This is a genomic window from Enterococcus sp. 4E1_DIV0656, assembly GCF_002140695.1.
GTDB classification, from domain to species: domain Bacteria; phylum Bacillota; class Bacilli; order Lactobacillales; family Enterococcaceae; genus Enterococcus_D; species Enterococcus_D entomosocium.
Genome location: NZ_NGLF01000001.1, coordinates 1,870,075 through 1,894,856, shown reverse-complemented (window position 1 = coordinate 1,894,856; position 24,782 = coordinate 1,870,075). Strand labels below are relative to the sequence as shown.

Here is a 24,782-nt window from a genome sequence, read left to right as displayed (position 1 = left end):
CACTCGTTTGAAAATATTCTAGCAGAATAAAAAAATCTCCTAAGAAGAATTTTCTTCTAGGAGATGTTTTTATCAAATATATCAACGTTTCACCCCACGTTGATAGGAATCATTGTACGCTTGAAAGGACTTATCGTGAAGTTTAGCCGCTGCATCTGCCAACCAGTTGGCATTTCTGATCAATGCGCGGCCTTGTAAAACCAAATCCACTTGATTGGTTTGCAAAAGATATTCACAAAGATCAGGATTATCCAATAAACCGACTGCTGCTACGGGAATATCGACCACTTGCTTGATGGCTGCAGCAAAGGGCACTTGGTAGCCATCATAGATCGGAATATTAGGCTTTTTATCCACCACACCACCGGTTGAGCAATCAAGACAATCAATGCCATCTGCTTGAAGCCATTGGGCTACTTGCTGCCAATCTTCCAACGAATTTTGGCGTCCTGGTTCTTCATAGTCTGTCAGTGACAAGCGCATCCACAATGCCCCAGAAAAGACCGCCCGAACTGCTTGTACCGTTTCTTTTACAAAGCGATACCGATTCTCTAAGGAACCACCATACTGGTCGGTGCGTTGATTGACGAATGGCGAAAGAAATTGATCCATCAAGTAGCCATGAGCCCCATGAAGTTCGATCATCGCGACACCCGCATTAGCTGCTCGTTGGGCAGCCTGAACAAAACTGTCTTGCACCCGTTTGATCTCCGCCAGGGTCATTTCTGACGGTAACGGGTAGCGTTCGTTAAAGGCAACGGCACTTGGTGCCAAAGGATTGGTGGCATCAACTGCTTTTCGTCCTGCATGGCTTAGTTGGATGCCTACTTGCGCATCGAACCCATGCAGCAGTTCCACCAATTTCGTCAGTTCTGTTTGCTGTTCTTCATTCCATAACCCTAGATCATTGTTTGTGATTCGTCCGTCTGGTTCAACGGCAGTTGCTTCGATAATGATCAATCCGGCTTTGCTTAATGCTCGTGCCCCATAGTGAACAAAATGAAAGGGCTCCGCAACACCGTCTTCTTTTTTTACTTCATACATACACATCGGCGACATAACGACGCGGTTGGCCAATGTTAAATTCGCTAGCTTCACTGGTGACAATAGTTTGGACATGTTGACACTCCCTCAACGATTTTTCGCTTTGTATTTTTCTCTATATTCAGTATAAACAGCCCCTTCAAAAACACAAGCAATGACCCTTTTTCTCATTTTTAAAACAAAAAAATAGACGCATTCTGCTTGCTCCCATGACATTGGAACAATCAGATGCCTCTTCCCACTATTATTATACCGCATCCAGAGTCAAAAAAATAGACTAGTATTTTTGGTGGATGCCCGTATAATTGAGTTACTTTGGAGAATGGATGTGAGTCTGAATGAACAACCTAAAGGCTGAAAAGAAGCATCTCGCAGACACGTACCAGCAATTGCTAACACGAAAGACAGTGCTGAACAGTTTCTTGACTGAAGGCAGAAAAAAGGATCGCCTTGCGATGCAAAGCATCGGCGAAGAGATTCGCTTAAACTTTGATAATTTTGCTGACCGTTTAGATACTTTTGCTGCCATCGAAAGTAAGAATCGTGAGATCGACCAAATGAACGCCGCTCTTCAATCTGCTGAACGTGAATTAGCTGCCATCGACCGTCTTCTGGATAGTCCCTACTTTGGTAAAATCTCCCTACAATTTGAAGATGAGGAAACGATAGAAGATTTTTACATTGGGATCAATGGTTTTGTTAATGAAAATAAGGAAGGGCTGATCTATGATTGGCGCTCCCCAATTGCCGAATTGTTCTATGCCAAACGCTTGGGTCCGGTCTCTTATCAAGTGAACAATCAGACGATTTCTGCCGTTCTTGAACAACGCCGTCAATTTATTATCGAAAAAGATCAATTGAAGCAAGCCTTTGATACCTCAGTGGCGATTCAAGATGACGTGTTACTGGCAGCCCTTGAAGCCAATAATAGCCAAAAAATGCAGGATATCACTGCTTCGATCCAACACGAACAAAACGTCATCATCCGTGACTTAGCGCATAAAAACCTACTGGTCAACGGTGTTGCTGGAAGCGGAAAAACTTCTGCTGTCATGCAGCGGATCGCCTTTTTGCTGTACCATTTTCGTGAAGAGATGACCGCAGAGAATGTCTTGATCCTCTCCCCAAATTCGCGGTTTATTGATTATATTTCGCAAGTGCTGCCTTCCCTCGGTGAAAAAAATCCATTGACGTTGACCATGCGGCAGTTTTGCCAAGCATTTCCTAGCGTTGACTTAGAATCGGAAGAGGCTTATTTTGACCGCATCCAGCAAGCACCCAGTGAAGCAATCGAACTTTTACGCAGTGCTGACTTCAGCCGCTTTCTTCAATCCTTGAGCAAACAGCTGCCAGAAGAACTTGTGCTTCAGTTTAAACCAATCAAAAGAAAAAACGTCGTCCTTTTTTCTGAAGAAACGATCGACACTTTCTTCCAAGAAACACCGAAACAGGCACCCTTGCGCGATCGCATCCAAGCTGTCAAAAAGAAATTGGCTTACGCTTGGGAGGAACGATTGCAAAAAAATGCCTTAGCAGCGAATGTTCACGACCAAGTTCGTTCTTTGACTGAAGATGAACAACGATCCCTTTTAGGGACAGTTTTAAAAGATGATTCAGAAAAAACGATTCAGAAAGCAGCCCTTCGCCTCCTAAAGAAAAAATATGCAAAAGTTACGAAACAAATCAACGACCTTACGTGGTTTGATACGAAACAATTGTTAGCAGACAGTGCCGACTATTTTACTCATGGACAGATCACTTTGACGCAAACAACAGATAGTTTGGATTATACTGTTTGTCTATTGCTGATACGTCATTTGGTGGCCGAAAAACAACCTGTCCCTGCTTTGCGCTATCTCTTTATCGACGAAGTCCAAGATTATACGCCAGCACAACTGCAGTTTCTATTATGTCTTTTTCCTATGACCGCTTTCACCCTCGTGGGGGATCAGCAACAGGCGATTTTTACAAGTGCCATCACCGTATCAGAAATCCAAACGATATTTCAACAACAGGCGAAATCCCTCGAAACGTATCAGCTGACTACGAGTTATCGGTCTAGCGGTGTAATCACACGGTTATTTGCTCAAATGCTACCAAAAGAAACCAATTTAAAAATCTCTGCCGTTCGACCAGCAGGAAAGTTGCCACAGTTTTATGCCAATCTGACTGACGTTGCCTTGGTAGACATAGTAAAGGAACTTAAGCAGCCAGTAACGATCATCACAAAAGATAGTCGATCCAGTGAAGAGCTTAAACAATTCTTCGATAAACAGGCCGTGTCATTTCATGGAACGGTTTTACCGATTCATCTTGCCAAAGGATTGGAATTTAAGCAGGTTCTTTTATATGATGTTTCAGCAGAAAATTATCATACCGATCAAGATCAGCGGATTCTCTATACGGCGATTTCTCGTGCAATGGAAGAACTGATGGTAACTTCAAAAACGACCTTTTCACCGTTTCTCACTATTTGATAGTAGAACGAGAAACCTCCTATTTTCTATAGAATCTTGATAAGATTTGAGAGAACCCTGTCTTGTCTCTCTGGGTAATTCTCTTGTCTGACCGATTTAGAAAGCGATCGATCAAATAAAAAAGCATCAACGCGATTGCGTTGATGCTTTGCTTTTGATTTGATTAGCGATGGATGTAAGTATATCCAGATGCGCTCAATGTTGCAGTGTTTGGTCCACCAGGACTGTCAAAGCCCATTCCGCCTTGAGAGATCGTGATCGTATTGTTTGATGGGTTGTATGATTCAACATAGGCTACGTGACCATAAGTTGGATCAGCAGTCCAAACGCCACCAACTGATTGACCAGCGGCAAAGACTACAACAGCACCGGCTGCTGGTGTACCATTGACAGTGTACCCATCAGCTGCAGCTGACGCACCCCATTGGGCCCCGTTACCCCAGTAAGTACCTACCCAAGGAGCACGGTTTTTCACGTACCAAGTACATTGACCCCAAGCATACATGTTCCCTGAGCTTGAATGATCTTTTCCGCCGCCTGTAGAAGTACTTCCGGTAGAATCATTGTTTGATGAAGAGTTTGAACCTGAGTTACTTGAACTTGAATTGCTTGAACCAGTGTTCGAAGAGCTTGTGTTCGATGAACTTGAGCTGTTAGAACTGCTAGTATTGCTTGAACTTGAGCTTGTGTTGCTTGAAGAACTACTTGTTGCTGTTTCAGTAGAAGCAACTGTATTTTCTGTCGTGCTCTCTGTTGATTGGGCAGCAGCTTCTTCTTGTGCTTCTTTCAAAGCAGCAGCTTGTCTTTCTTCTTCTGCTTTTTGAGCAGCAGCAGCTTCTTGTTGTTCTTTCAAGATACGGGCTTTTTCAGCTTCCGCTTCTTGTTTTTTCTTGTTCAATGCATCTTTGTCTTTTTCAGCAGTTGCTTGTTCTGCTGCTAAGTTTGCTTTCAAGACATTTAAATCAGCTTGTTTTGCTGCAATGGCATCTTTTTGTTGGCTAAGTTCTGCTTGGTTTGCAGCAACTTCTTGGATCTTGCTTTCGTTTTCTTTGACTTTGTCTTCAACATCTTGTTTGTCTTGTTTTTGTTGTTCAACTAAATCATTGTTTGCATTGACGATCGTTGTCATCGCTTGTACGCGACCGATAACATCCGTTAAAGAATCTGCTTCTAAAACAGCATCAATGAAATTGGTGCTTTGACCGTTAACTTGTACATCACGGGCTTGCTTTTGAATTGCTTCTTCACGTTTGGCAATACGCAATTTCAATGTTGCGATTTTGTCTTGCAATTTCTCAGCTTCTTGACCTAACTCAACTTGTTTTGCTTCTAATGAAGCAACTTTTGCACTCACTGTTTCAATTTCTGCTTCTAGAGAATCGATCTGTGATTGGGCGTCAGCTTGCTGACCTTTAAGAGAATTGATTTTTTGGTCTTGCTGCTCGATTTGATCATCAATGGAATCTGCAAATGCTAATGCAGGTGCTGCAACTGCGGTTAATGTTAGTGAACACACCATTAATGCTGATAACAAACTATTCTTCACTCGTTTTTCCTCCGACTAGCTGGTTGATTTGACAGATGAACTGCCTTTATAAAAACTTAATTTTGTCTAAGAAAGTTTAATGTTCGATTTAACGACAAATGAATTCTACCATAATGATATGACACACAGATAAAGGAAATGTTACAAAAATGTTTCAATCTAACACTTCCTTTATCTCAGCGATAAATAACAGAACAATTAAAGACCGTTAAATCAATGTTTCTGAATAAAACACCGCGTTTTCTTTTCATTTTCAAAAAATGATGTTCTTTCTATTTTAGTTATTTTTATCACATAAAAGCACCTAAATAAGAGCACTTATAGTTTTTTCGGAATTATCTTAACAAGAAAAACTATGAAAACAAGAAATCTTTCAAAAAAAGACCCTTTATGTGACAAGATTCCTTTTCCTTCCTATAATAAATAAAACAAGCGAGGAGGGAATCGCGATTCGTACACACAAAAAATGGTTTTGGCCATTGGCACTTCTTACACTTTTTGTCACCTGTTTCCTGTTATTCTTTCAATTTCGTAAGGTGCATGAAGCCGATACACCTTTGCAACAGGCAAGCAACAGTGAGTTTTGGCTCTTAAGTGATATTCATTTTCTTTCCTCCACGCTTCATGATAATGGCGAAGCCTTTCAGACCTTCACGCAAGGAGCTGCTGGCAAAGAGATGATGTATCAAGAACAATCAATCGAGGCCTTCACCGCTCAAGCCTTAAAGGAGAAACCAACGGGAATTATTTTGACCGGTGATATGACGCTCAATGGCGAGAAAGCAAGTGCTCAAGAGTTGGCAAGATTGCTTGAACCATTGCAAGAAGCTGGCATTATGGTTTTAGCATTACCTGGCAACCACGAGATTTACAATGGTTGGGCGCGAGCATTTCAAGGTGAAAAGGAATACTATGCCGATCAAATCAGTCCTGAGGATTTTCAAACGATTTTTGCTGAAGGTTACGAAAAAGCCAACAGTATCGACAAGTCTTCCCTTAGCTACAGCATTCAGTTAAATGACAAGTATCGCCTCTTTTTACTAGATTCATGTATCTACGATTCTGAGGTTAATTGGGATGAGCCTACAACGAATGGTGAGTTGAAACCAGCTACTCTAACCTGGTTGGAGGAGCAATTAACCCTGACAAAAGAAGCAGAGCAAGTACCACTGGTCTTTTTACACCATAACTTGTTCAGTCATAATAAATTGTTACAAGACGGTTATGTTCTCAACAACGCCTCTGAGACTGTCGCTTTGTTGGAACGCTTCAACGTGCCAGCCGTTTTCTCTGGTCATATCCACATTCAAGACATTAACGAAGGGAATGATTCGCTTTATGAAGCAGTCACTGGGTCTTATTCAACAGCAGAATTAGGCTACGGCGTCCTTTCTCTTTCTGACAAAGATATCGACTACGAAGCTCGGCAGATTGATCTCGATGCTTGGGCGGCTGAAACGAAGCAAACTGATGAACAGTTACTGGACTATCAAAACTACCAGAAAAGTATTTTTGAAAATGACACCGACCAACTGGTCCGCGACCAATTGTCCGCCGTGTCTGAACTGTCAGAAGCCCAGATCACACAACTTTGCACGTTTGTCACGAAGCTGAACACGGCCCTTTTTACTGGCAATGATACTTACTCAGTCGAGGAAATAGCTGCCATCAAAGACTCCGAGGAGTATCAGTGGTTATCGACCTATTCTTACTTTTTGAAGCAATATGTCGATTCAATGCTCGACGATCAAACCGATGATCGCAAGCTGACGATCCCCCTCACAGCAGAATAAAGCCAAAAAGTGTCTTCTTCCTTTCTTTTAGGAAAAAGACACTTTTTCTTTTCTAATAAACGATAGCCCTCTCGTTTGGGTAAACGAGAAGGCTATCTGACGAGTCAATATTTATTCTTTGAAAGTGCAGCATACTATTACTACTATTATTTATTTCTCATTTAAACGATACAATCCCTAACCTCTATTGTATCCTTGTAACTCTGAAGTTACGCCAGGTTTGAATAAATTTCTTCAAAACAAGTAACGTGTGGTACAAAAATATTTGTCGCTTATTAATAACTATACCACGAGACAGAGTGCAAATGGAAGAAAACGTACTTATTCTTAAACATTACTTAAACAAAAAGCTTTGTTTTCATACAGTGTTGCCCTTTAAGAATTTTACGTGAAGCGATTAACCTTCCTGTCATGCATATCTGCTAACCATTCCTATACGGGAATTCCTTTTATTCAATAGGCAAGTCGTGCTGTTTTAAAAAAGATAATTTATCCCAGTAGCCTCTTTGAAATAAAATTTTATCATTTACTATTTGAAAAAAACCGCAGCCTCTCAAACCCAATGGGTCACGCCACTCTAAAATTGCCCATTGTCCATCTTCGAAAATGTTCTCAACGATACAAACCATTTTTGCGTTAGAAAAATCTTGCTCAAACATCTGCTTTATCGCTTCTTTCCCAATAACTGGCTCATTGGCAACCTGATGGTTTATTGCATTGTCATCATATAATTCTGAAATACATTCTACATCTGCTTGATTAAACGCATCAACCCATTGGCAAAGTATTTCTTTTGGCTTCATATAGATTCCCCCTCGATAGGTAATCATCTTTGTTCCCATCTGCAATAAAAAAAGTATCTAATTTGTATCAATATATTCTACTTTTGCAATTGATTCAAGACAATATCGATGAAACGAATAAGAATTATCGATCTTGCACATCGATTACTCTTGTATAAGTACGGGGGACCATACATTGAATCGTGGCATTTTCCACTGTACCTGTTTCTTTATTCTATTCAAATGAGACATGCCATTTGAATCACTTGCGATCAGTGATTTTAATTGATAGCGATGCTACTAAACCTGTTCAATCACTTTTTCATTTACTGTGAAAAGCATTTATTTATTGAATACGGTATAGTGCCCTCTTTCTCTTTTCCTCTTTTTATACGCTTATCATCGAATGAGAAATCATGGATAAGTAAAACACAACGCTTAGGGTTAGTTGACTATCGAAAGCAAAGATGTACTATTTACCATGTTAGGCTCTCAAATCCTGCAACTATTCTCTTGTAACAGATCCTGGAAACCTTATCCATTTCAATACTTATATAAAATAAAACAAAAAAAAGCGAGAACCCAATGGATTCTCGCTTGTTAACGTCAATTAACCTTTAACGATGTTTGTTGCTTGTAAGCCACGTTGGCCTTCTTCAACGTCGAAAGTCACTGCTTGACCTTCTTCTAAAGTTTTGAAGCCGTCGCCTTGGATAGCTGAGAAGTGAGCAAATACATCATTGCCGTCTTCACCTGTAATAAATCCAAAACCTTTATCTGCATTAAACCATTTTACTGTACCGTTATTCATAAACGTATACCTCCATATTACACATCGACTGTGTTTATTTGTTTGTAATAGAAAATGATGTGTAATTGAAGTGTGTATCAATAGAAAAGATAAACAAGTATTAACATATCAGAACTTTACCTATTCATCATAGCATGGTTAAAATAAAATAGCAAATAAATTTGGGCTTTTTTCTTGATAATAAGCGAAATTGTTAAGAAACCTTATGATTAAGCCTAGGAATTGCTTTATCTGGAAGAATCAAAAATCAAAGAGTTGCGCCGTTTGAAGCAATTACTTTTTTGTACCAATCAAAAGACGCTTTCTTCAAGCGTTTCTTTGTGCCATTGCCTTCATCGTCTTGGTCGACGTAGATAAAACCATAGCGTTTCGACATTTGTGAGGTCGAAGCACTGATGATATCGATGCAGCCCCATACCGTATAGCCAAAGACCTCGACGCCATCATGCAACGCTTCATTGATTTGTTCAATATGCTGACGCAGATAGTCGATTCGATAAAAATCATCGATGGTGCCATCTTCGTTTACGACATCCTCTGCTCCCAAACCGTTTTCGGCAATAAACAAAGGTTTTTGGTAGCGATCATAGAGTTGATTCAATGCTATTCGCAACCCTTTGGGATCGATCTGCCAACCCCATTTACTGCTTGGCAAATAGGGGTTTTTGATCCCACCAGTAATCAAATTCCCGACAGCACTTTCCAATCGTTCTGGATGCGCGCTGACTGCACTGGACATATAGTAACTGAAGGAAACAAAATCCACAGGGTTTTCCCGGATGACTTCTAAATCTCCTGGTTCGATCACCAATTCCACTCCTTTTTCTTCAAACATGCGGTTGGCATATGCTGGATAATAGCCTCTTGCCTGCACATCACTGAAAAAGAGTGAGGTTCGTTGACTTTCGACTGTTTTTTGGACATCATCTGGATCACAGCTGTACGGCGTTAATAATTGATAGCTGATCATACAGCCGACCTTGGCATCGGGAATCAATCGATGGCAAAAGTCAGTCACGATTGCGCTGGCGACAAATTGATGGTGCGCCCCTTGGTACTTGTCTTGTTCAATATTTGGATGGCCTTCTTCAATGATCCCAACACTAACATATGGATGGTGTTTGACACAGTTGATTTCATTAAAAGTCACCCAGTATTTGACTTTCTTTTGGTATCGCTCAATCACCGTCTTGGCAAAACGGACATAAAAGTCGATCACTTGCCGATTCGGCCATCCTCCATACTCAGTCACTAAATACAAAGGCATCTCATAATGGGATAGTGATACCACTGGTTCAATCCCATACTTCAAACATTCATCAAAGACTGCGTCGTAAAATGCCAATCCAGCTTCGTTTGGCTCTACCTCATTCCCCTTTGGAAAGATCCGTGTCCAGGCAATTGACATCCGATAGGCTTTGAAGCCCATCTCAGCAAATAAGCGAATATCTTCTTTAAAGTGATGATAAAAATCGATGCCCTGTCTTTTCGGATAGTATTTCGTGCTGTTAGGATCCTGTGCTTCTGCAACTTGCTGATGAGTCATCATATGCCATTGGTCAGTCCAACGTTCTTTCGGCATTGAGGAATCGAACAGATATACATCAGAAACCGACAAGCCTTTTCCATCGATCCCAGAGCCTCCTTCAACTTGGTTGGCAGCTGTTGCTCCCCCCCAGAGGAAATCTTTTGGAAAATAACTTTTCATTTTACTTGCCTCCTTTCAAAAATGATTCGTACGCCAACGCTTCCCCATTCGTGGCGATCACTTGCTGATAATACGCAAAACTAGCTTTTTTCTTGCGGGAAAGATCTCCGCTACCATCATTTTGCTTATCGACATAGATAAAGCCGTATCGTTTTTCCATCTCTCCTGTCCCCGCAGAAACGATATCGATCGGTCCCCACCATGTATAGCCTAGAATCGTTGCGCCATCTTTGATCGATTCCGCCATTGCCTTTACATGGTCTTTCAAATAAGCCATCCGTTCTTCATCGACGATCGATCCATCTTCATTGACAACATCCTTTAAACCAATTCCGTTTTCAACGATAAATAATGGTTTTTGATAGCGATCAGTCAATTCGCTGCAAACATAGCGTAATGCCAACGGATCGATCGGCCATCCCCAAGCAGTTTCTTTTAGGTAAGGATTCTTTTTCCCCAATAATCCGCCAGTATTGCCTAAAATTTTCATGCCCGCTTCATGTAATGAGCTGCGGTAAAAACTAAAGCCTAAATAATCGCAGGTCCCCGCTTTAATGATCGCTAGATCTTCTTCTGTAATGTCCAGCAACAGATGATTATCCTTCACGATGCGGTCGAAGTATTCAGGATACGCTCCTCGCAATTGCACATCACTATAAAACAAAGAACGACGGCGCAGTTGATACGATTCAAAAACATCTTGCGGGTTGCACGTTGCAGGATAAATCGGACTCAGTGACAGCATACAGCCAATCTGATTGTTTTCATCTACTGCCTTCCCATTCAGAACTGCTTTGGCACTTGCAACAAACATATTATGACTCGCTTGATAAAGTGCCTGTAATTTTTCTTCTTCAGTCTCGAAAGAAAACACATCGATACCTGCTGCGAGTAAAGGGATCGTATGGGTATGGTTGATTTCATTAAAAGTCATCCAATATTTCACTTTCCCTTTATAGCGTGCAAAAACCACTTTTGTATACCGATCAAAAAAATCGATCAGTGCACGATTTTGCCAACCACCATATTTCGTTACCAAATGCAGTGGTGTCTCAAAGTGAGCTAACGTAACAACTGGTTGGATCCCTTTTTCATTCAAGGCATCAAATAAATCATCATAAAATTGTAAACCTGCTTCATTCGGTTCCGTCTCATCCCCATTCGGAAAAATGCGACTCCAAGCAATTGAGGTACGCAAACATTTCAAGCCCATTTCCGCAAACAGTTCAATGTCTTCTGGGTACCGATGATAAAAGTCGATGGCTTCATGGCTCGGATAAAAGTTTTCCTCTTCAAGCTGCAGTGAAACTTGCTCAATACGTTTTTCACCAACTGGTAAAATATCTGCTACGCTTAATCCTTTTCCTCCTTCCAAATAAGCTCCTTCGGCTTGATTTGCGGCGATTGCGCCGCCCCATAGGAATTTTTTTGGAAATACACTCATGAAATCGCTCCTTTTAATAAATCATTTGCTACCAATGCGGTAACGTCTTTTTTCGCTTGATCCACAACTGTCAATGCATCTTCTTTGATCACACTGGTAAAGACCAACATGGTTGTCGGATCATATCCTTTTTCAATAATTTTTGCTAAGTCAAAGGTGCCAATTTTTTGCCCCTTCACGACTTGATCCCCTTGTTTCACCGAAATCTCAAACACGCCTTTTGCTAAATCAACCGTGTCTAAGCCGATATGAACCAACACTTCCGTCCCAGCAGCTGATTGGATCCCAAAAGCATGTCCAGTTGGAAACACTGTCACAACCGTACCAGTAAGTGGCGCATAAATATCGCCGGCTGATGGATAAACGGCTAATCCATCTCCCATTGCTCGAGAAGAAAATACTTCATCTTTGACATCATCAAGCGTGATCGCTTCACCAGCAACTGGTGTCATCACTTGCAGCCCTGCACCTTCTTCTAAAACAGGTTCTAGCGTTTCTTCAAATCCTAATACATAGGTCAAAATAGCAGTACCGAAGAACGCAAAGGCAATGCCGATCAAATAGTACACAAAGGTGTCCCCAAAGAAAGCTGGCAATGTCGTCAATGCTGGAAAAACATAGACGATGGCCTTGGTTTGCATCATGCCCATAAACGCACCCGCAATGGCACCAACGATGGTTTGAGCAATCAACGGCTTTTTAAATTTTACCGAAAGTCCATAGACGATGGGTTCTGTAATTCCTCCAAGCAATGCTGGAAGCAAGGAAGATAGCGCCAGACCTTTGGTTTCTTTTCTGCGAGAGCGTAAAAATACACCTAAAGCAACCCCAGCACTCGCAAATGTTGCTGCTGCGATCATCGGGCGCAGCGTATCATAGCCATATACCGCTAGGTTATTGACCATGATCGGTACAACTCCCCAATGGATCCCGATCATTACTAAGAATGTCCAACCGCCACCGATCAACAAGCCAGCCAACAGCCCTCTCTTATCGCTGATAAAGTTCATGGCATTGCCTAAACCGTCCCCAAGCATTACACCTACCGGTCCAATGATCAAAACGGTCAGAGGCACCATGATCAAAAGAGCCACTAGCGATAGAGCAAAAATCTCGATACTCTTAGGAATGATCCGTTTGAGTAGGCGTTCCAAGTGCGAGTAGATATAGATCGAAACGATCGCTGGAATCACGGTACCCGAATACCCCATCAGCACAGCTGGGATGCCAAAGAAATCAACCGTCACACCGTTTTCCGTCACCATTGCTGTAAAATTCGGCTCCAGCAACGCCCCAACGATTGCTAAAGCAATAAACATATTGACTTTGAAAATCCGCGCTGCACTGATCGCTAAAAATAAAGGCAAGAAATAAAAGACACTATTGCCAGCAGCAGCTAATATTTTATAGGTGCTTCCTTCTGCGTCCATCAAATGATAGGTCGTAAAAACAACTAGTAAAGCTTTCAACATCCCTGCCCCTGCAAGCGCAACAATGATTGGATTAAAGATCGCAGACAATACATTGAAGAATTGGATAAATACATTGCCTTGTTTTTCTGTTGATTCTTCGGCATCTCCATCACTTTCCAAAGCGTTTTGGATCGAATACTTGCTCATGATCGTTTGAAAAACATCTGCCACATGATTCCCAATCACGACTTGAAACTGGCCATTTCCTTCAATGACTGACAATACCCCATCAAGCTGCTGAATTTTGTTCTTATTTTTTCGTGCCAACTCGACATCTTTCAACTTAAAACGCAATCTAGTGATGCAATGATACAGGCTAACGATATTTTGTTCCCCACCGACCTGTGCTATAATTTCACTAGCAAGTTTTGAATAATCTTTTGCCAAATGACTCACTCCCGTGTTTGATTTATAAAGCGCTTTATGGCGTTACTATAGCAGATTTTTTTCTCACACCTGCGAAAGTTCGCAATTTGGAAACTGCTTACAAGAAAGGAAAGAAAATGGGCCTCTTAATCATTCGTTTATTGAATCTTTTAAATAATGCACCCACTGATTCCACCAACTACTATATCGGTTTGACCATGATCAACTATTACGATCAGATCCAAACTCTAAGTATTGGTGAATTCGCCGCTCTTTGCCATGTGTCAAAGTCAACCGTTTCAAAATTCGCCCGTACCTTAGGCTTTGATGACTATGGTGATTTAAAAGACAACGCAGCTTTCATCGAGAACCGCTTCAACAATCCGCTAAATTATCGCTCGAATATTTTGTCTGCTTTGGAGCAAGAAGGCGTAGACTCCTATTTTGACGCAGTGATACAAGACATCGATTATCTGCGGCATCATCTTGATCTGCCAGCCATCGAACGGGTCGCACAAGCAATTGTTTCGCATAAAAATGTCTTTGCTTTTGGAATATTATTCTCAGAATCGGCTGCTATTGATTTCCAGATCAAACTAGCTTACAACGGCAAGTTCATTCGGACCTTCCAAGACGATCTCGTACAGGAAGAAATCATCAAATCTGCCGATGAAGAATCGCTTTTTATTATTTTTACCAATTCCGGTGACTACCTGACCAAGCAACAAATTCGAAATGGAACGCCTCGAAAAGATTTCTTTGATCGAACCAAAGCCAAAGTCATCGTGATCACCGCCAACCCACAGATCTCGGAACTTCCCTTTGTCCAAGAAGCAATCATCTTCCCTCATCAAACCCATTTCCAAACCCATGCCTTTATGTATCAGTTCATCATGGATTTGATCGTATCGAAGTTCAAGCAGTTGACTGATCGAAAGCGAATGTAGTAATGACCCTCCATTATAGAAGAAGTGCATTTCCTCCATAATGGAGGGTTCTTTGTGAATGAGATGTCTCATTCATTCGTAAGCGTCACGCATTTATTCCTAGTTTCTTTGAAATTTTTTTAATCCTAGGCTGATATTTATTAAATTTCTCCTCATTTATGTTTTTTGTTTCACAAACTTCACTTCGGTATGGTATAATCATTTTGTTTTTAAGAAAACTATGGGAATACAAAGGAGAAGGAAACATGAAAAAAACTAAAATCACTTTAATCGCTGCATCATTGCTTATGGGAGGCACTCTTTTAGCTGCATGTAGTTCAGATAACGACACAGCTGCAAGCTCATCATCAACAGCAGCTTCAACTGCTGCATCAACTGAATCATCAGATGATGTTGTTTCAACTGCTTCTATCAGTGACCAAACTTCAGTCATTGAAAAAGCATTGGGTGCAGATGGTAACTGGATCGTTGCTGTAACTGCTGACATGACATTTGATAACGATGTAACCGTTGATGGCGAATTCCATGATAAAGGCGATGACTCAGCTGATATCTACCGTAAATTTGCATTGTACTCACAAGATGAAGACCGCAACGTAACAGCTGAGTACACAGTAACTGTTCCTAAATTGATCGTTAACTCAGAAAACTTCAACATCGTTCACGGTGTAATCAAAGGTGACGTTGAAGTGAATGCAAACGGCTTTGTATTGAACGGTGCAAAAGTTGAAGGTAACGTAACATTCACTTCAAAAGAATTCCAAGATTCAGCAACACTTGACGAAGATGGCGCTTCTGTAACAGGCGACGTAACAGTTAGCGAATAATCTTTCACTGGATTTCTGTGAAATAGATGAAGAAAAAACGAGGTTGACAAGTTGATCATTGATCCTTGTCAACTTTTTTTTGTTTTTTTATAAACAATTGCATCCGCTCTCATTACTAACATTGTGTAAGTAAGAACAAAGCACAAGAAAAAAACTGGCTTGCTTACGCAAAACCAGCTTCTTCTTTAGGCGCTTATTCTTCAATAACTGCCCACTTGTAATCGTATTGCGCACCGGCACCGTGAGAAACGACCCCTTTTACTTTTGGTGCACGTAAATGAGCTTCAACGTTTTGGTACACAGGGATAACCCCTTGTTGATCCATGATGATTTTCTCTGCATCCAACAAATCTTGCCAGCGGGCATCTGGATTGCCAGCATTTGTCGTGGCAGATGATTTCACTGCTGCATCGTACTCATCGCTTGTCCAACGACCTCGGTTGTATGAATTATCGGTTACAAATAGATCTGTAAAACTGCTGGCATCCGCATAGTCAGCACCCCAGCCACCCATAACGACATCAAAATCACCTGAGTTTGAACGATCAAGGCGAACGGAGAAAGGTACTGGACTTAGGCTAACTTTCACCCCATCAAGCGTATCTTGAATCGCACTTTGAATATATTCAATGGCTTTTTTGGTTGAGTCTGTGTCAGAGGCCAAAATTTCAAAACTTAAAGAATCGATTCCCAAAGCCTCTTTGGCTTTTTCCCAATGTTCTTTGGCTTTTTCTTGATCGTATTCAATGACACTTTCCGCTTCATCGACAAAATCAGTATTATCAGTTGGTTTAAAGGTCATTCCTTTTGGTATCAATCCTGTGGAAGCCAATGAACCATCACCTAAAATCGATGTCACTAATGCATCACGATCGATGGCATAAGAGATTGCTTTACGCAGATCCTCATTGCGAAATGGCGAATCTTCTTCTCGCTGATTCAACTCGATATAGGAAGTACGGGCTAATGGTTCTGACACAAACGCTTCATCATTGGCCATTTGCTGCGCCAATTCTCCTGTTAAGATGACGTCGTCCGCTTGCCCATCCTGGAATAGATTCAAAGAGGTCGATGATTCTTTTACGACACTGACATTGATCGTATCAAGTTTCACCGTATCTTTATCCCAATATTGGTCGTTCTTTTCATATGACCATTCTGTATCGGTTCCTGGACCATCAAAGCCAGCTAACACAAACGGTCCATTGTAAACGGCATTGTCGCTTGTTGAAGCATATTGATCGCCGTTGTCTTCTACGACTGCTTGGCTTTGTGGGAAGAAGGATGGAAATGCCAATAAGTATTGGAAGTATGGCGTAGGTGTCGTCAGCGTGATTTCTAATTCATAGTCGCTGACTGCTTTGATCCCCAATTCTGAGGCATCTTTTTCACCTGCTGTTATCGCTTCGGCATTGGTTACGGGCGCAAATAAGTACGCATATTCAGAACCTGTTTCCGCACTTACGGTGCGTTGCCAGCCAAAGACATAATCCGCTGCTGTTACTGGTTCTCCATTTGACCATTTGGCATCTTCACGTAATTTCAATTTATAGGTCAGACCATCTTCACTGACTTCCGCTAATTCGGCGGCACCTGCTGGTTCGGGCTTACTATCAGCATCTAAGCGGTACAACCCTTCATACACATTATTTAAAGCACTGAAACTGATCGTATCGGTGGCTAAGGATAGATCAGCACTAGGCATTTCTTGTTGAACCACAACATTAAAAATTTGTTCGGCAGCTGCTGTCCCACTACCACTTGAACTTTCACCTGTACTTGATGTCCCTCCTGTTGAGCAACCTGCTAATACGATTCCACAAACAGCGATGACACCATATCCCCATTTTTTCTTCATCTTACCTACCCCTTATGAAAATCCAAAATTTTCAGAATTATTACAAAACTCTGAATGTAAATAAGATTTTAATAAATATTAATTATAAAAGCAAGCTATTTTTCTCATTTTATTATTATTTATTTTTTATGTTAACACTGCATGTTATTATTTATGACACAAAAACAAAAAACACAAAGCGAAAGAGATCGCGCTTTGCGTTTTTTTATCTTTGGATAGAAAAGTGGATTACTCCATTTTATAGCTTTGACGCGTCACTTTACCCTCTCGTACCGCAGCGATAATAGTTGGAATAGCCCCAATCGCCGTAAAGAGATAGACCAGACCTAAGTTCCCGTAATATTGACTCGCTTCCAAATACCCTTCACGAATCAAATCAGGTAAAATACGGAAAGCGTAGAAGACATCAACGTCCGTGTAATAATTCGCTACACTGATCGACCAGTCGATACGATTCCCGACATAGACCATAATGATCATGACGATGATACTACTAATAATACCTTTTGTACTGAGTTTTCCACCTAATAATTCATACCCTTTGATGGCACAGATCGCCATTGCGATTCCAGACAATGCAGCTACATATCCCAGTTGTCCTAATAAAATAATTGCGCCGGCACCAATCAGTGAACCAAGAAACGCGCCCACTGTTCCAGCTAGCCAATTTTCTTTTTTCTGCCCTTTTTCCCGTTCTTGTGCAAGGACCGCTTCTTGTTGTTTCTTAAAGCAAGCTTCACACGCAATGACGGGAGTGCCGCCAATAGCATACAGCGAAACCGGCTCAGTGATCGTTCCGCAGAAGGTACAAGCATTTTGGTAACCTTTCGTCTTCAAGAAATTCGTCAATTGGTCCAACGCAGTACGGATCTTGTCCACAGTTTTCCCTGCAGTCATCGCTCCGCGTAATGTATAGGCAACTTGATATCCTTGGATCACACAGTCGGTGATCTCTTTTGACTCACTTAAAACTTCTTTGACTTCTTCTTGGTTCGGAAGTTCCCCCTCTTTGCTAAGGGAAAAATGAGCCACAAGAGAATAACTATTGTTATTCTCTTGAACTAAAAAAAGTTTATAACTATGATACGTTCCATAAATCACCCCGGTGGAAGTATCAACTGAGAGCCCCAACGGCTCGGCAAATTTGGTCAATGTCTTCTCGATCTTCTTATTCATTTTTCTCCTTCTTTCCAACAAACACTTACCTTTTTAGGTATAGCTAAAAGTTTAAGGAGAGTAGAAATGAAAGTCAATCAATTTGTTCAAAAAACCTAGTTTTTTTATTTATTCTGTGACAAATCGCCGCAATGCATCAGCAACCCCATGGTCTGTATTGCTAGCCGTCACAAAATCAGCTTTTGCTTTGACCAAATCGGGCGCATTCTCCATCGCAACACCGATACCGGCTGAAGCAATCATTGGCAGGTCATTAAAATTATCGCCGATCGCTAAGGTTTGCGCCAGCGACACTTGGAAATAGGCCGCTAATTCATTTAGCGCCTTATCTTTTCCCACAGCTTGATGAGTGACTTCCAAATAATTCTCTTTGGATAAATAAAAGGCGCTTTCTAAAAAGTCAGCGTTCTGGCAGGCAGCATGAAGCGCTTGGATTTCTGCCGTTGTGCCGATCAAAAGAAACTTATGAACCTCAAAAGCTTCTTGTGCCAACAGTTGTTCTAATGAAGTTTCTACAGGAGTCTCTTTGGTGATCGCCGCTTCTGCTCGTGCCCATTGGTCCACTCTTTCGCAATACCACTGATCACCAGAGTAGACATTGATGGAAACACCAGGAAAATCAGCTTTGATGCGCGCAACCAAAGTTTTTGCTTCTGCTTTTTTGACCTCATGAATAAATATTGGTACAAGCGTACCCGTATGATCGTACCGTCCAATCAGGGCACCGTTGTAGCAAGCCAAGGGCCAGTCTTCTATCTCTAATTCTTCAGCTATCGGTAGCATTCCTTTCGGGGAGCGAGCGGAAGCCAAAACAAAAGGAATCGCTTGCTGCTTCAACCGTTTGATTTCTTCAATCAAAACCGGATCGATTTGATGTTTATGATCCAAGATCGTCCCATCGATATCACTTAAAATAAACCCAATCTGCTTTTTTTCCAAATAAACCATCCTTTCCCATTCCCCATCCTTTTTACGAAAGCGAATTGATCCATCGCTTTCGACCAAAACAAGCGCCGTTTCCATAAAACGAAAACAGCTTTCTTGTCCTTCTTTGCTTCCAGTTTACCATACTAGCCAATGAAAAAAAGAGTGCATCGCTGCACTCTTAGGAAGTATAGATATAAAACTCGATTTCCTTCTTGATCGGCTTTTTGATCCAGCGTTTCACAGCAGCTGCCCGCTTCAAGCCCATATGCTCATAAAAACCGTAATTACAAGTGGTATCGGTATAAAGGAAAAACGGAGCTGTTTTATCATGCTGGACCATCGCTAAGAAGGAAGTAAAGAGTTGCTTGCCTACACCCAATCCTTGTGTTTTGGGACTAACGGCAAACAAACCAACTTCGGTCTGAAAAGGAATTTGTAAGTCTTTCAACATCGCTTGATTTAACTCAGCCACCTCTTTGGCATAATGCAGCAGCGTGTTTCTCCCTTGATTAGAAAGCATTAAGCAGCCAGCATGCCACATCGTTTTCCCCCAATAGCGCATTGGATGAAGCTTCTTCCCTCTTTTACTGTCTGCTAATAAGATACCGACAGCTTCACCATTTAAAAGAGCCACACGTGAATAGGTAGCACGGGCAAGTTCATAACACAAAAAGACATGAGCAAAGTGTTTGGCGGTCTTCGGGTCAAATTGCTTGTCGTAGTTCCAGCTATCAATAATTACTTGCACAAGCGCAGGCAGATCTTCTCGTTTAAATGGTCGATATGTTACTTGTTTATTCATTCTATCTTCCTCCCAGTAGTTGACTATCTTTAGTATAAAGTTTACAGTAACTGTAAAGTCAAGGAGGAGCGCCATGAAAACCAAATTAAAAGTATCGGAAATGGCACGCTTAGCGCGAATCAATCCTCGGACACTCCACTATTATGACGAGATTGGGCTATTTCAACCAAACAGCAAAGACGAGAACGGGTACCGGTATTATTCCCTTGATCAACTTTTGGATCTCGGATTGATCCTGTCTTTGAAAGAATTATCGATGCCCTTAAAAGAGATTCAAACAGCGTTGCAGGGGGATGCCGAGACCATGAGAAACTTATTGGAAGCCAAGCGGCAAACCATCGATGAAAAAATTCAGCAGTTGTCCAACATCCAAAAAATCATCGAACGAAAAGCAGCGGACTTGCGTCTGGCTGCAGAAAAAACTTCCCCCTTCACCTTGAAGGAACAGCCAGAGGAGTATTTCTCCCTTAGTCCTAGATTAAACGGCAGCAGCATCCCAGAGATGATCACCCAAGCCTACGACCTTTTGATGGCACAGCCTTATCTTTTCTCGAATAACGAATACGGTTTTATGATTCGGACGAACAAAGGCAATACGCAGGACATCGACTACGTTTATGTGCGGCAAGAAGAACCACAACGAGCTTCCTTCGTGAAACCGGCAGGTTGCTATTTAACCACCATTTATCAGGGGGATGACGAAGGATTGAAGCAGTTCTATCAAAAACTCAAGCAGCTGATTGCAGCGCACCAATGGCAAATCGATGACTACTTCTATGAACGATCGATCCATGAAACGACCCTTAGCAACGAGCAAGCTTATTTGACAGAGATCCAAGTCCGGATTTTATCTGAGGAATAAGGATTCGTCTAAACAACACTAAAAAGTAAATGAAAAAACGCAACGACCACGAGCAGTTTCTTTCGCCTCGTCGTCGTTGTGTTTTAATTAAATCAAATGGTTTTCTTTCAACAGATCGCCAATGTAGGTATGTTCAGTTTTCTTAACGAAGCCTTCCAATAGTTTCCGTTCGATAAATGGTAGCTCCATTTCCGTGATTTTTTTCTTATCGGTCAGATAATAGACAGCTTTGGCCAAGGTACGCAGATCATAAGCGGAAGCAAACACTTCTGGTACCCCGCGTTCCACATCTAATAGCTGATAAACAGCCTCCATTGCAGTCCGAACGGAATACTCTGTTGTAAAAACAGTGTCTCTTTCAGTCTCTGCGAAATTACCGATAAAAGCTAAGTTTTTGGAGCCATTTGGAATAACCAATGGCCGATCCCCTGGCTCACGCAGCATGAAGTAGGAAGTGATAAACGGCATGTAAACCGGAACTGCCACACTTGATTCTTTTGAAATGCGTTGGATTTCTGCTTCCGGCACGCCTAAATGGTAAAGCAGTTCTTGCACGATTTCTTGTCCAGAACATTGCTCAATTGGTTTTTTGATGTAGTTTCCTGGCGTATTTGACAACAAGCCATACACCCATGTGATCGTTTGTTGGTCTTTTTGTTCTTTAAAGTGCGGTTGGCGATGGGTCGCAAAGCTCATCATCCAATTGGAATCTTTGATGGTGATGATCCCCCCAGTGACGATTCTGCCTGTTCGCAACTTGCGATGGGTCAATTTTTCTAAATAAGGTTCAACATCAAAATTTTGCCAAGTGACAGTTGCCGAAACAAACCAGCTTTCTTCAGGTAAGTTTTCATAAAAGACTTCTGGATGACCAAAATCAGGCGATTGCGCCGCCAAGTTTTTCCATAAACGCCAGCTACCACCAGGTGCTTTTGAGATAGGCGCTGGAGTATAATGGTCCCCTTGCGTGGAACTTTCAGTGATCGATCCGTTGGTAACAAAGACCAAGTCATCTTCTGACAAAGGAATTTCTTCGATTGCCCCCGCTTTTTCTAGCACAAGTTTTTGAGCAACTTTTTCCTCGCCCACGATCCGAACATCGATATTGCTGACTGTGCATTCATATTGGAAGTCGACTCCTTGTTCTTCCAAATAAGCAAGTAGTGGTTTGACCAATGACTCATATTGGTTGTAACGGGTAAATTTTAACGCGGTAAAATCAGGCAAGCCATCGATATGATGCACAAAACGCAACACATAGCGACGCATTTCAATCGCCGAATGCCATTTTTCAAAGGCGAACATCGTACACCAGTATAGCCAAAAATTGGATTCAAAGAATTCTTCGCCAAAAACATCTTCGATTTTTTTCCCGATCAATTGATCTTCTGAAGTCATAAATAATTGAGTCAATTCTTTTTGTGCTGTAGCAGACAAGGTAAATTCTCCATCATCTGCTGGTCGTTGGCCGCGATTGTGGATGATCCGACAGTTAGACGAATTTGGATCATCGTGATCCAACCAGTAAAACTCATCTAACACCGAAGCATCTTCCACCTCCAAAGACGGAATCGAGCGAAATAGATCCCACAGACACTCAAAATGATTTTCCATTTCTCGACCGCCGCGGGTCACAAATCCATCATGGGGAATGAATTTTCCGTCTAATGAACCGCCTGATAAAGAAAGTTCTTCAAGGACGTGGATTTTCTCACCCGCCATATGGCCGTCACGGATCAAGAAGACTGCCGCAGCAAGTCCTGCTAATCCACCACCAACAATATAGGCTTCTTTCTTTTCGACATCTTTCGGTTTTCTGCTTCTTGCAAAAGCTTCGTAATTTCCGTTCGTATATCTCATGTAGATCCCTCCTAATATTGGTACGTTTTTATGGTATCAGTAACTATTTTTTTTGACAAAAATTTGTACTAGTAAAAACAAGTGATTTTGACAAATCGGCCTTTTTGTCAAAAAAACAAGGGCAAAATCCCACCTTTTAGAAGATCTGCGCCCAGCACAAAAAACGCCCCTAAGAAAACTGATTGCAGCTTTCTTAGGGGCGTTTCTAACAAAGGACAAACCCTTTGCCTTTTCAATAAAATATTTATTTCACGCGTAGAGCGAAGCTAGCAGTCGAAAAGCCTGATTGTGCTTCGGTGACTGTATAACCCGTGCTTGGCGCATGGATATAGCTTGTATTACTTGTAGCGATCGCTACATGGTAGGTATTCCCTTTTTGACCCCAGAACAGCAAGTCGCCAGCTTGTGCTTGCGAGACAGGAATGATCGTCCCTGCGCTTTCTTGTGGGACTGTCCAATCACCGATGTTTTTGCCCGTCACTTTTAAGAAGACGTAGCGTGTAAACCCAGAACAGTCGAAGACATCTGGTCCTTTGCCTCCCCATTGATAAGGAGTGCCGATATGTTTTCTAGCTTCTGCAACGATCGCTGCTCCGTTCACGCTCATCGGAACATTAGTATTGCCTGCGTTGTTATTGTTGCCAGGAGTCGTCGCACTGACTTCTTTGACATATGCTGCAGATACCCAGCCACCAGTTGATAACTTATACCAAGTGGTATTGCCATTGACTGACGTGCCTTGTTTTTGAGCCACTGCTTTGAAGGTCGCATTACTGCCCAAACTGCTGACCACACTTGCAGAAGTCGATGCATTTGAGCGCACATTCATCCCAGTGGTTGTTTGGAACGTCTTATTGATGGCTTGCTCACTCGCATTGCTTGAGCCGTTTGATGAACCAGTATTGTTTGAACCTGTGTTTGAATTATTGTTATTACTTGTATTTCCAGAACTAGACGTGACGTCACGCACATATGCCGCTGTGATCCAGCCACCAGTCGATACTTTGTACCAAACATTGGTGCCGCCAACGGATGTGCCATTTTTCTGGGCAACGACCTTCACCGTCGTGCTGTTGCTTAGGCTGCCAACGACACTGCCGCTTGTTGACGCACTCGAACGAACATTTAATGCCGCTGTTGTTTTCACGTTCTTGCTGATAGCCGTTTCTGCAGAAACACTTGTATTGCCGCCAGAAGAACTATTGCCTGTGGAGCTACTGGAAACATCTTTGACATAGGCTGCCGTGATCCAACCGCCTGTGGACAATTTGTACCAAGTGGTCGTGCCATTCACCGATGTCCCACTCTTTTGTGCAACGACCTGTACTGTCGCATTACTGCTCAAACCGCGTACGACACTAGAACTTGTCGTTGCATTTGAACGGACGTTCAATGCAGTAGTCGTTTTCACTGATTTCGAAATTGCTTTTTCCGATGAAGAAGACGACGAATTGGACGAGCCTGTATTGGCAGAAGAAGAGCCTGAGGTGCTCTTCACATAAGCCCCTGAGATCCAGCCGCCTGTTGATAGCTTATACCATATTGTATTGCCATTCACTGAGGTACCGTTCTTTTGAGCCACCGCAGTGATTGTTGTATTTGCTCCTACACCACTTACGATAGAGGCACTTGTTGAAGCATTTGAACGAACATTCAGTGAAGCTGTTGTTTTAAATTGTCGATTGATCGCCGTTTCAGCTGACGATCTGGCAAGAGTAGCAGTTGTGTTGGTTGATGACGAAGCGTTCGTCGTTTCGGTCGCATGAGCAAGAGACGTAAAGACACCTGATGTTGATGCTAACGCTGCTGTGATACCCAATCCTTTTTGTACGAAAAGGGACCGTTTTTGTTTCACTAAACGCTTCCGTTTGATTTTCCGAGATTCCAATAAAACACCCCCTGTACCCCATTTTAACAAAAATTAATATTTTTTGATATTGTTTTCGTTTTGTATTTTTTTAATTTGCGTTTAATAAAACGTGTCATTTATTTTCCTGCGTTATTCTTTTTAATCACTTTCTCTTTGACGCTGACCGTTGGCACTATATTTACAAAGATTTCTATAAACAACAAAAAAATG

At 41.8% G+C, this 24,782-nt stretch carries 18 protein-coding genes; 5 read left to right on the top strand and 13 right to left on the bottom strand.

The genetic code is table 11. The features are described 5' to 3' along the window. Positions 1–81: 81 nt before the first annotated feature. A complete protein-coding gene (locus A5882_RS08870) occupies positions 82–1,119 on the bottom strand; it encodes an NADH:flavin oxidoreductase/NADH oxidase (RefSeq protein WP_086372679.1) in 1,038 nt (345 codons plus the stop codon). 263 nt (positions 1,120–1,382) lie between these two features. Between A5882_RS08870 and A5882_RS08865 the strand changes: the two genes are divergently transcribed. After that, positions 1,383–3,521, top strand: coding sequence for a UvrD-helicase domain-containing protein (locus A5882_RS08865; RefSeq protein ID WP_086372678.1), 2,139 nt, complete (start codon positions 1,383–1,385; stop codon positions 3,519–3,521). Between the two features lie 163 nt (positions 3,522–3,684). Here the strand turns inward: A5882_RS08865 and A5882_RS08860 are convergent, their stop codons facing one another. Further along, positions 3,685–5,067: a CHAP domain-containing protein gene (locus tag A5882_RS08860; RefSeq protein ID WP_042890032.1), complete on the bottom strand. Its 1,383-nt coding sequence runs from the start codon at positions 5,065–5,067 to the stop codon at positions 3,685–3,687. A gap of 392 nt (positions 5,068–5,459) precedes the next feature. On the opposite strand from A5882_RS08860, the gene A5882_RS08855 reads away from it, so the two are divergent. Further along, positions 5,460–6,860: a metallophosphoesterase gene (locus A5882_RS08855; RefSeq protein WP_016613791.1), complete on the top strand. Its 1,401-nt coding sequence runs from the start codon at positions 5,460–5,462 to the stop codon at positions 6,858–6,860. Between the two features lie 449 nt (positions 6,861–7,309). On the opposite strand, the gene A5882_RS08850 is transcribed toward A5882_RS08855, so the two are convergent. From A5882_RS08850 to A5882_RS08830, 5 genes are all read right to left on the bottom strand, one after another. Further along, on the bottom strand, positions 7,310–7,663 hold the full coding sequence (locus A5882_RS08850) for a nuclear transport factor 2 family protein (protein ID WP_005237337.1): 354 nt from the start codon (positions 7,661–7,663) through the stop codon (positions 7,310–7,312). A 589-nt stretch (positions 7,664–8,252) separates the two neighbouring features. After that, positions 8,253–8,453: a cold-shock protein gene (locus A5882_RS08845; RefSeq protein WP_005225331.1), complete on the bottom strand. Its 201-nt coding sequence runs from the start codon at positions 8,451–8,453 to the stop codon at positions 8,253–8,255. A 247-nt stretch (positions 8,454–8,700) separates the two neighbouring features. Continuing rightward, positions 8,701–10,161: a glycoside hydrolase family 1 protein gene (locus A5882_RS08840; RefSeq protein ID WP_086372677.1), complete on the bottom strand. Its 1,461-nt coding sequence runs from the start codon at positions 10,159–10,161 to the stop codon at positions 8,701–8,703. Position 10,162: 1 nt separating this feature from the next. Next, positions 10,163–11,605, bottom strand: coding sequence for a glycoside hydrolase family 1 protein (locus tag A5882_RS08835; protein WP_086372676.1), 1,443 nt, complete (start codon positions 11,603–11,605; stop codon positions 10,163–10,165). Further along, a complete protein-coding gene (locus A5882_RS08830) occupies positions 11,602–13,473 on the bottom strand; it encodes a beta-glucoside-specific PTS transporter subunit IIABC (RefSeq protein WP_086372675.1) in 1,872 nt (623 codons plus the stop codon). The genes A5882_RS08835 and A5882_RS08830 overlap by 4 nt, the downstream gene beginning before the upstream one ends. Positions 13,474–13,580: 107 nt before the next feature. Between A5882_RS08830 and A5882_RS08825 the strand changes: the two genes are divergently transcribed. Together A5882_RS08825 and A5882_RS08820 are read left to right on the top strand one after the other, a co-directional pair. Further along, entirely contained in the window at positions 13,581–14,390 is an 810-nt protein-coding gene (locus tag A5882_RS08825) for a MurR/RpiR family transcriptional regulator (protein ID WP_008377267.1), read from the top strand. Between the two features lie 245 nt (positions 14,391–14,635). Beyond that, complete coding sequence (locus A5882_RS08820; RefSeq protein WP_005237347.1) at positions 14,636–15,217, top strand: polymer-forming cytoskeletal protein; 582 nt, start codon at positions 14,636–14,638, stop codon at positions 15,215–15,217. A 193-nt stretch (positions 15,218–15,410) separates the two neighbouring features. Here the strand turns inward: A5882_RS08820 and A5882_RS08815 are convergent, their stop codons facing one another. The 4 genes from A5882_RS08815 to A5882_RS08800 form a co-directional block, all read right to left on the bottom strand. Then, on the bottom strand, positions 15,411–17,075 hold the full coding sequence (locus A5882_RS08815; protein ID WP_086372674.1) for a peptide ABC transporter substrate-binding protein: 1,665 nt from the start codon (positions 17,073–17,075) through the stop codon (positions 15,411–15,413). Positions 17,076–17,303: 228 nt separating this feature from the next. Further along, a complete protein-coding gene (locus A5882_RS08810; RefSeq protein WP_016613784.1) occupies positions 17,304–18,251 on the bottom strand; it encodes a hypothetical protein in 948 nt (315 codons plus the stop codon). A 108-nt stretch (positions 18,252–18,359) separates the two neighbouring features. Next, the gene (locus A5882_RS08805) at positions 18,360–19,199 is read right to left on the bottom strand and encodes a Cof-type HAD-IIB family hydrolase (RefSeq protein WP_176462016.1); all 840 of its coding nucleotides are present in this window, start codon (positions 19,197–19,199) and stop codon (positions 18,360–18,362) included. Between the two features lie 157 nt (positions 19,200–19,356). Then, positions 19,357–19,980, bottom strand: a complete 624-nt coding sequence (locus A5882_RS08800; protein ID WP_086299177.1) for a GNAT family N-acetyltransferase — start codon at positions 19,978–19,980, stop codon at positions 19,357–19,359. 73 nt (positions 19,981–20,053) lie between these two features. Between A5882_RS08800 and A5882_RS08795 the strand changes: the two genes are divergently transcribed. Then, entirely contained in the window at positions 20,054–20,842 is a 789-nt protein-coding gene (locus A5882_RS08795; RefSeq protein WP_086299176.1) for a MerR family transcriptional regulator, read from the top strand. Between the two features lie 87 nt (positions 20,843–20,929). Here the strand turns inward: A5882_RS08795 and A5882_RS08790 are convergent, their stop codons facing one another. Both A5882_RS08790 and A5882_RS08785 read right to left on the bottom strand, forming a co-directional pair. Further along, positions 20,930–22,702: an oleate hydratase gene (locus A5882_RS08790; RefSeq protein ID WP_086372672.1), complete on the bottom strand. Its 1,773-nt coding sequence runs from the start codon at positions 22,700–22,702 to the stop codon at positions 20,930–20,932. A gap of 244 nt (positions 22,703–22,946) precedes the next feature. Next, on the bottom strand, positions 22,947–24,590 hold the full coding sequence (locus A5882_RS08785; RefSeq protein WP_008377254.1) for an SH3 domain-containing protein: 1,644 nt from the start codon (positions 24,588–24,590) through the stop codon (positions 22,947–22,949). Positions 24,591–24,782 lie beyond the last annotated feature (192 nt).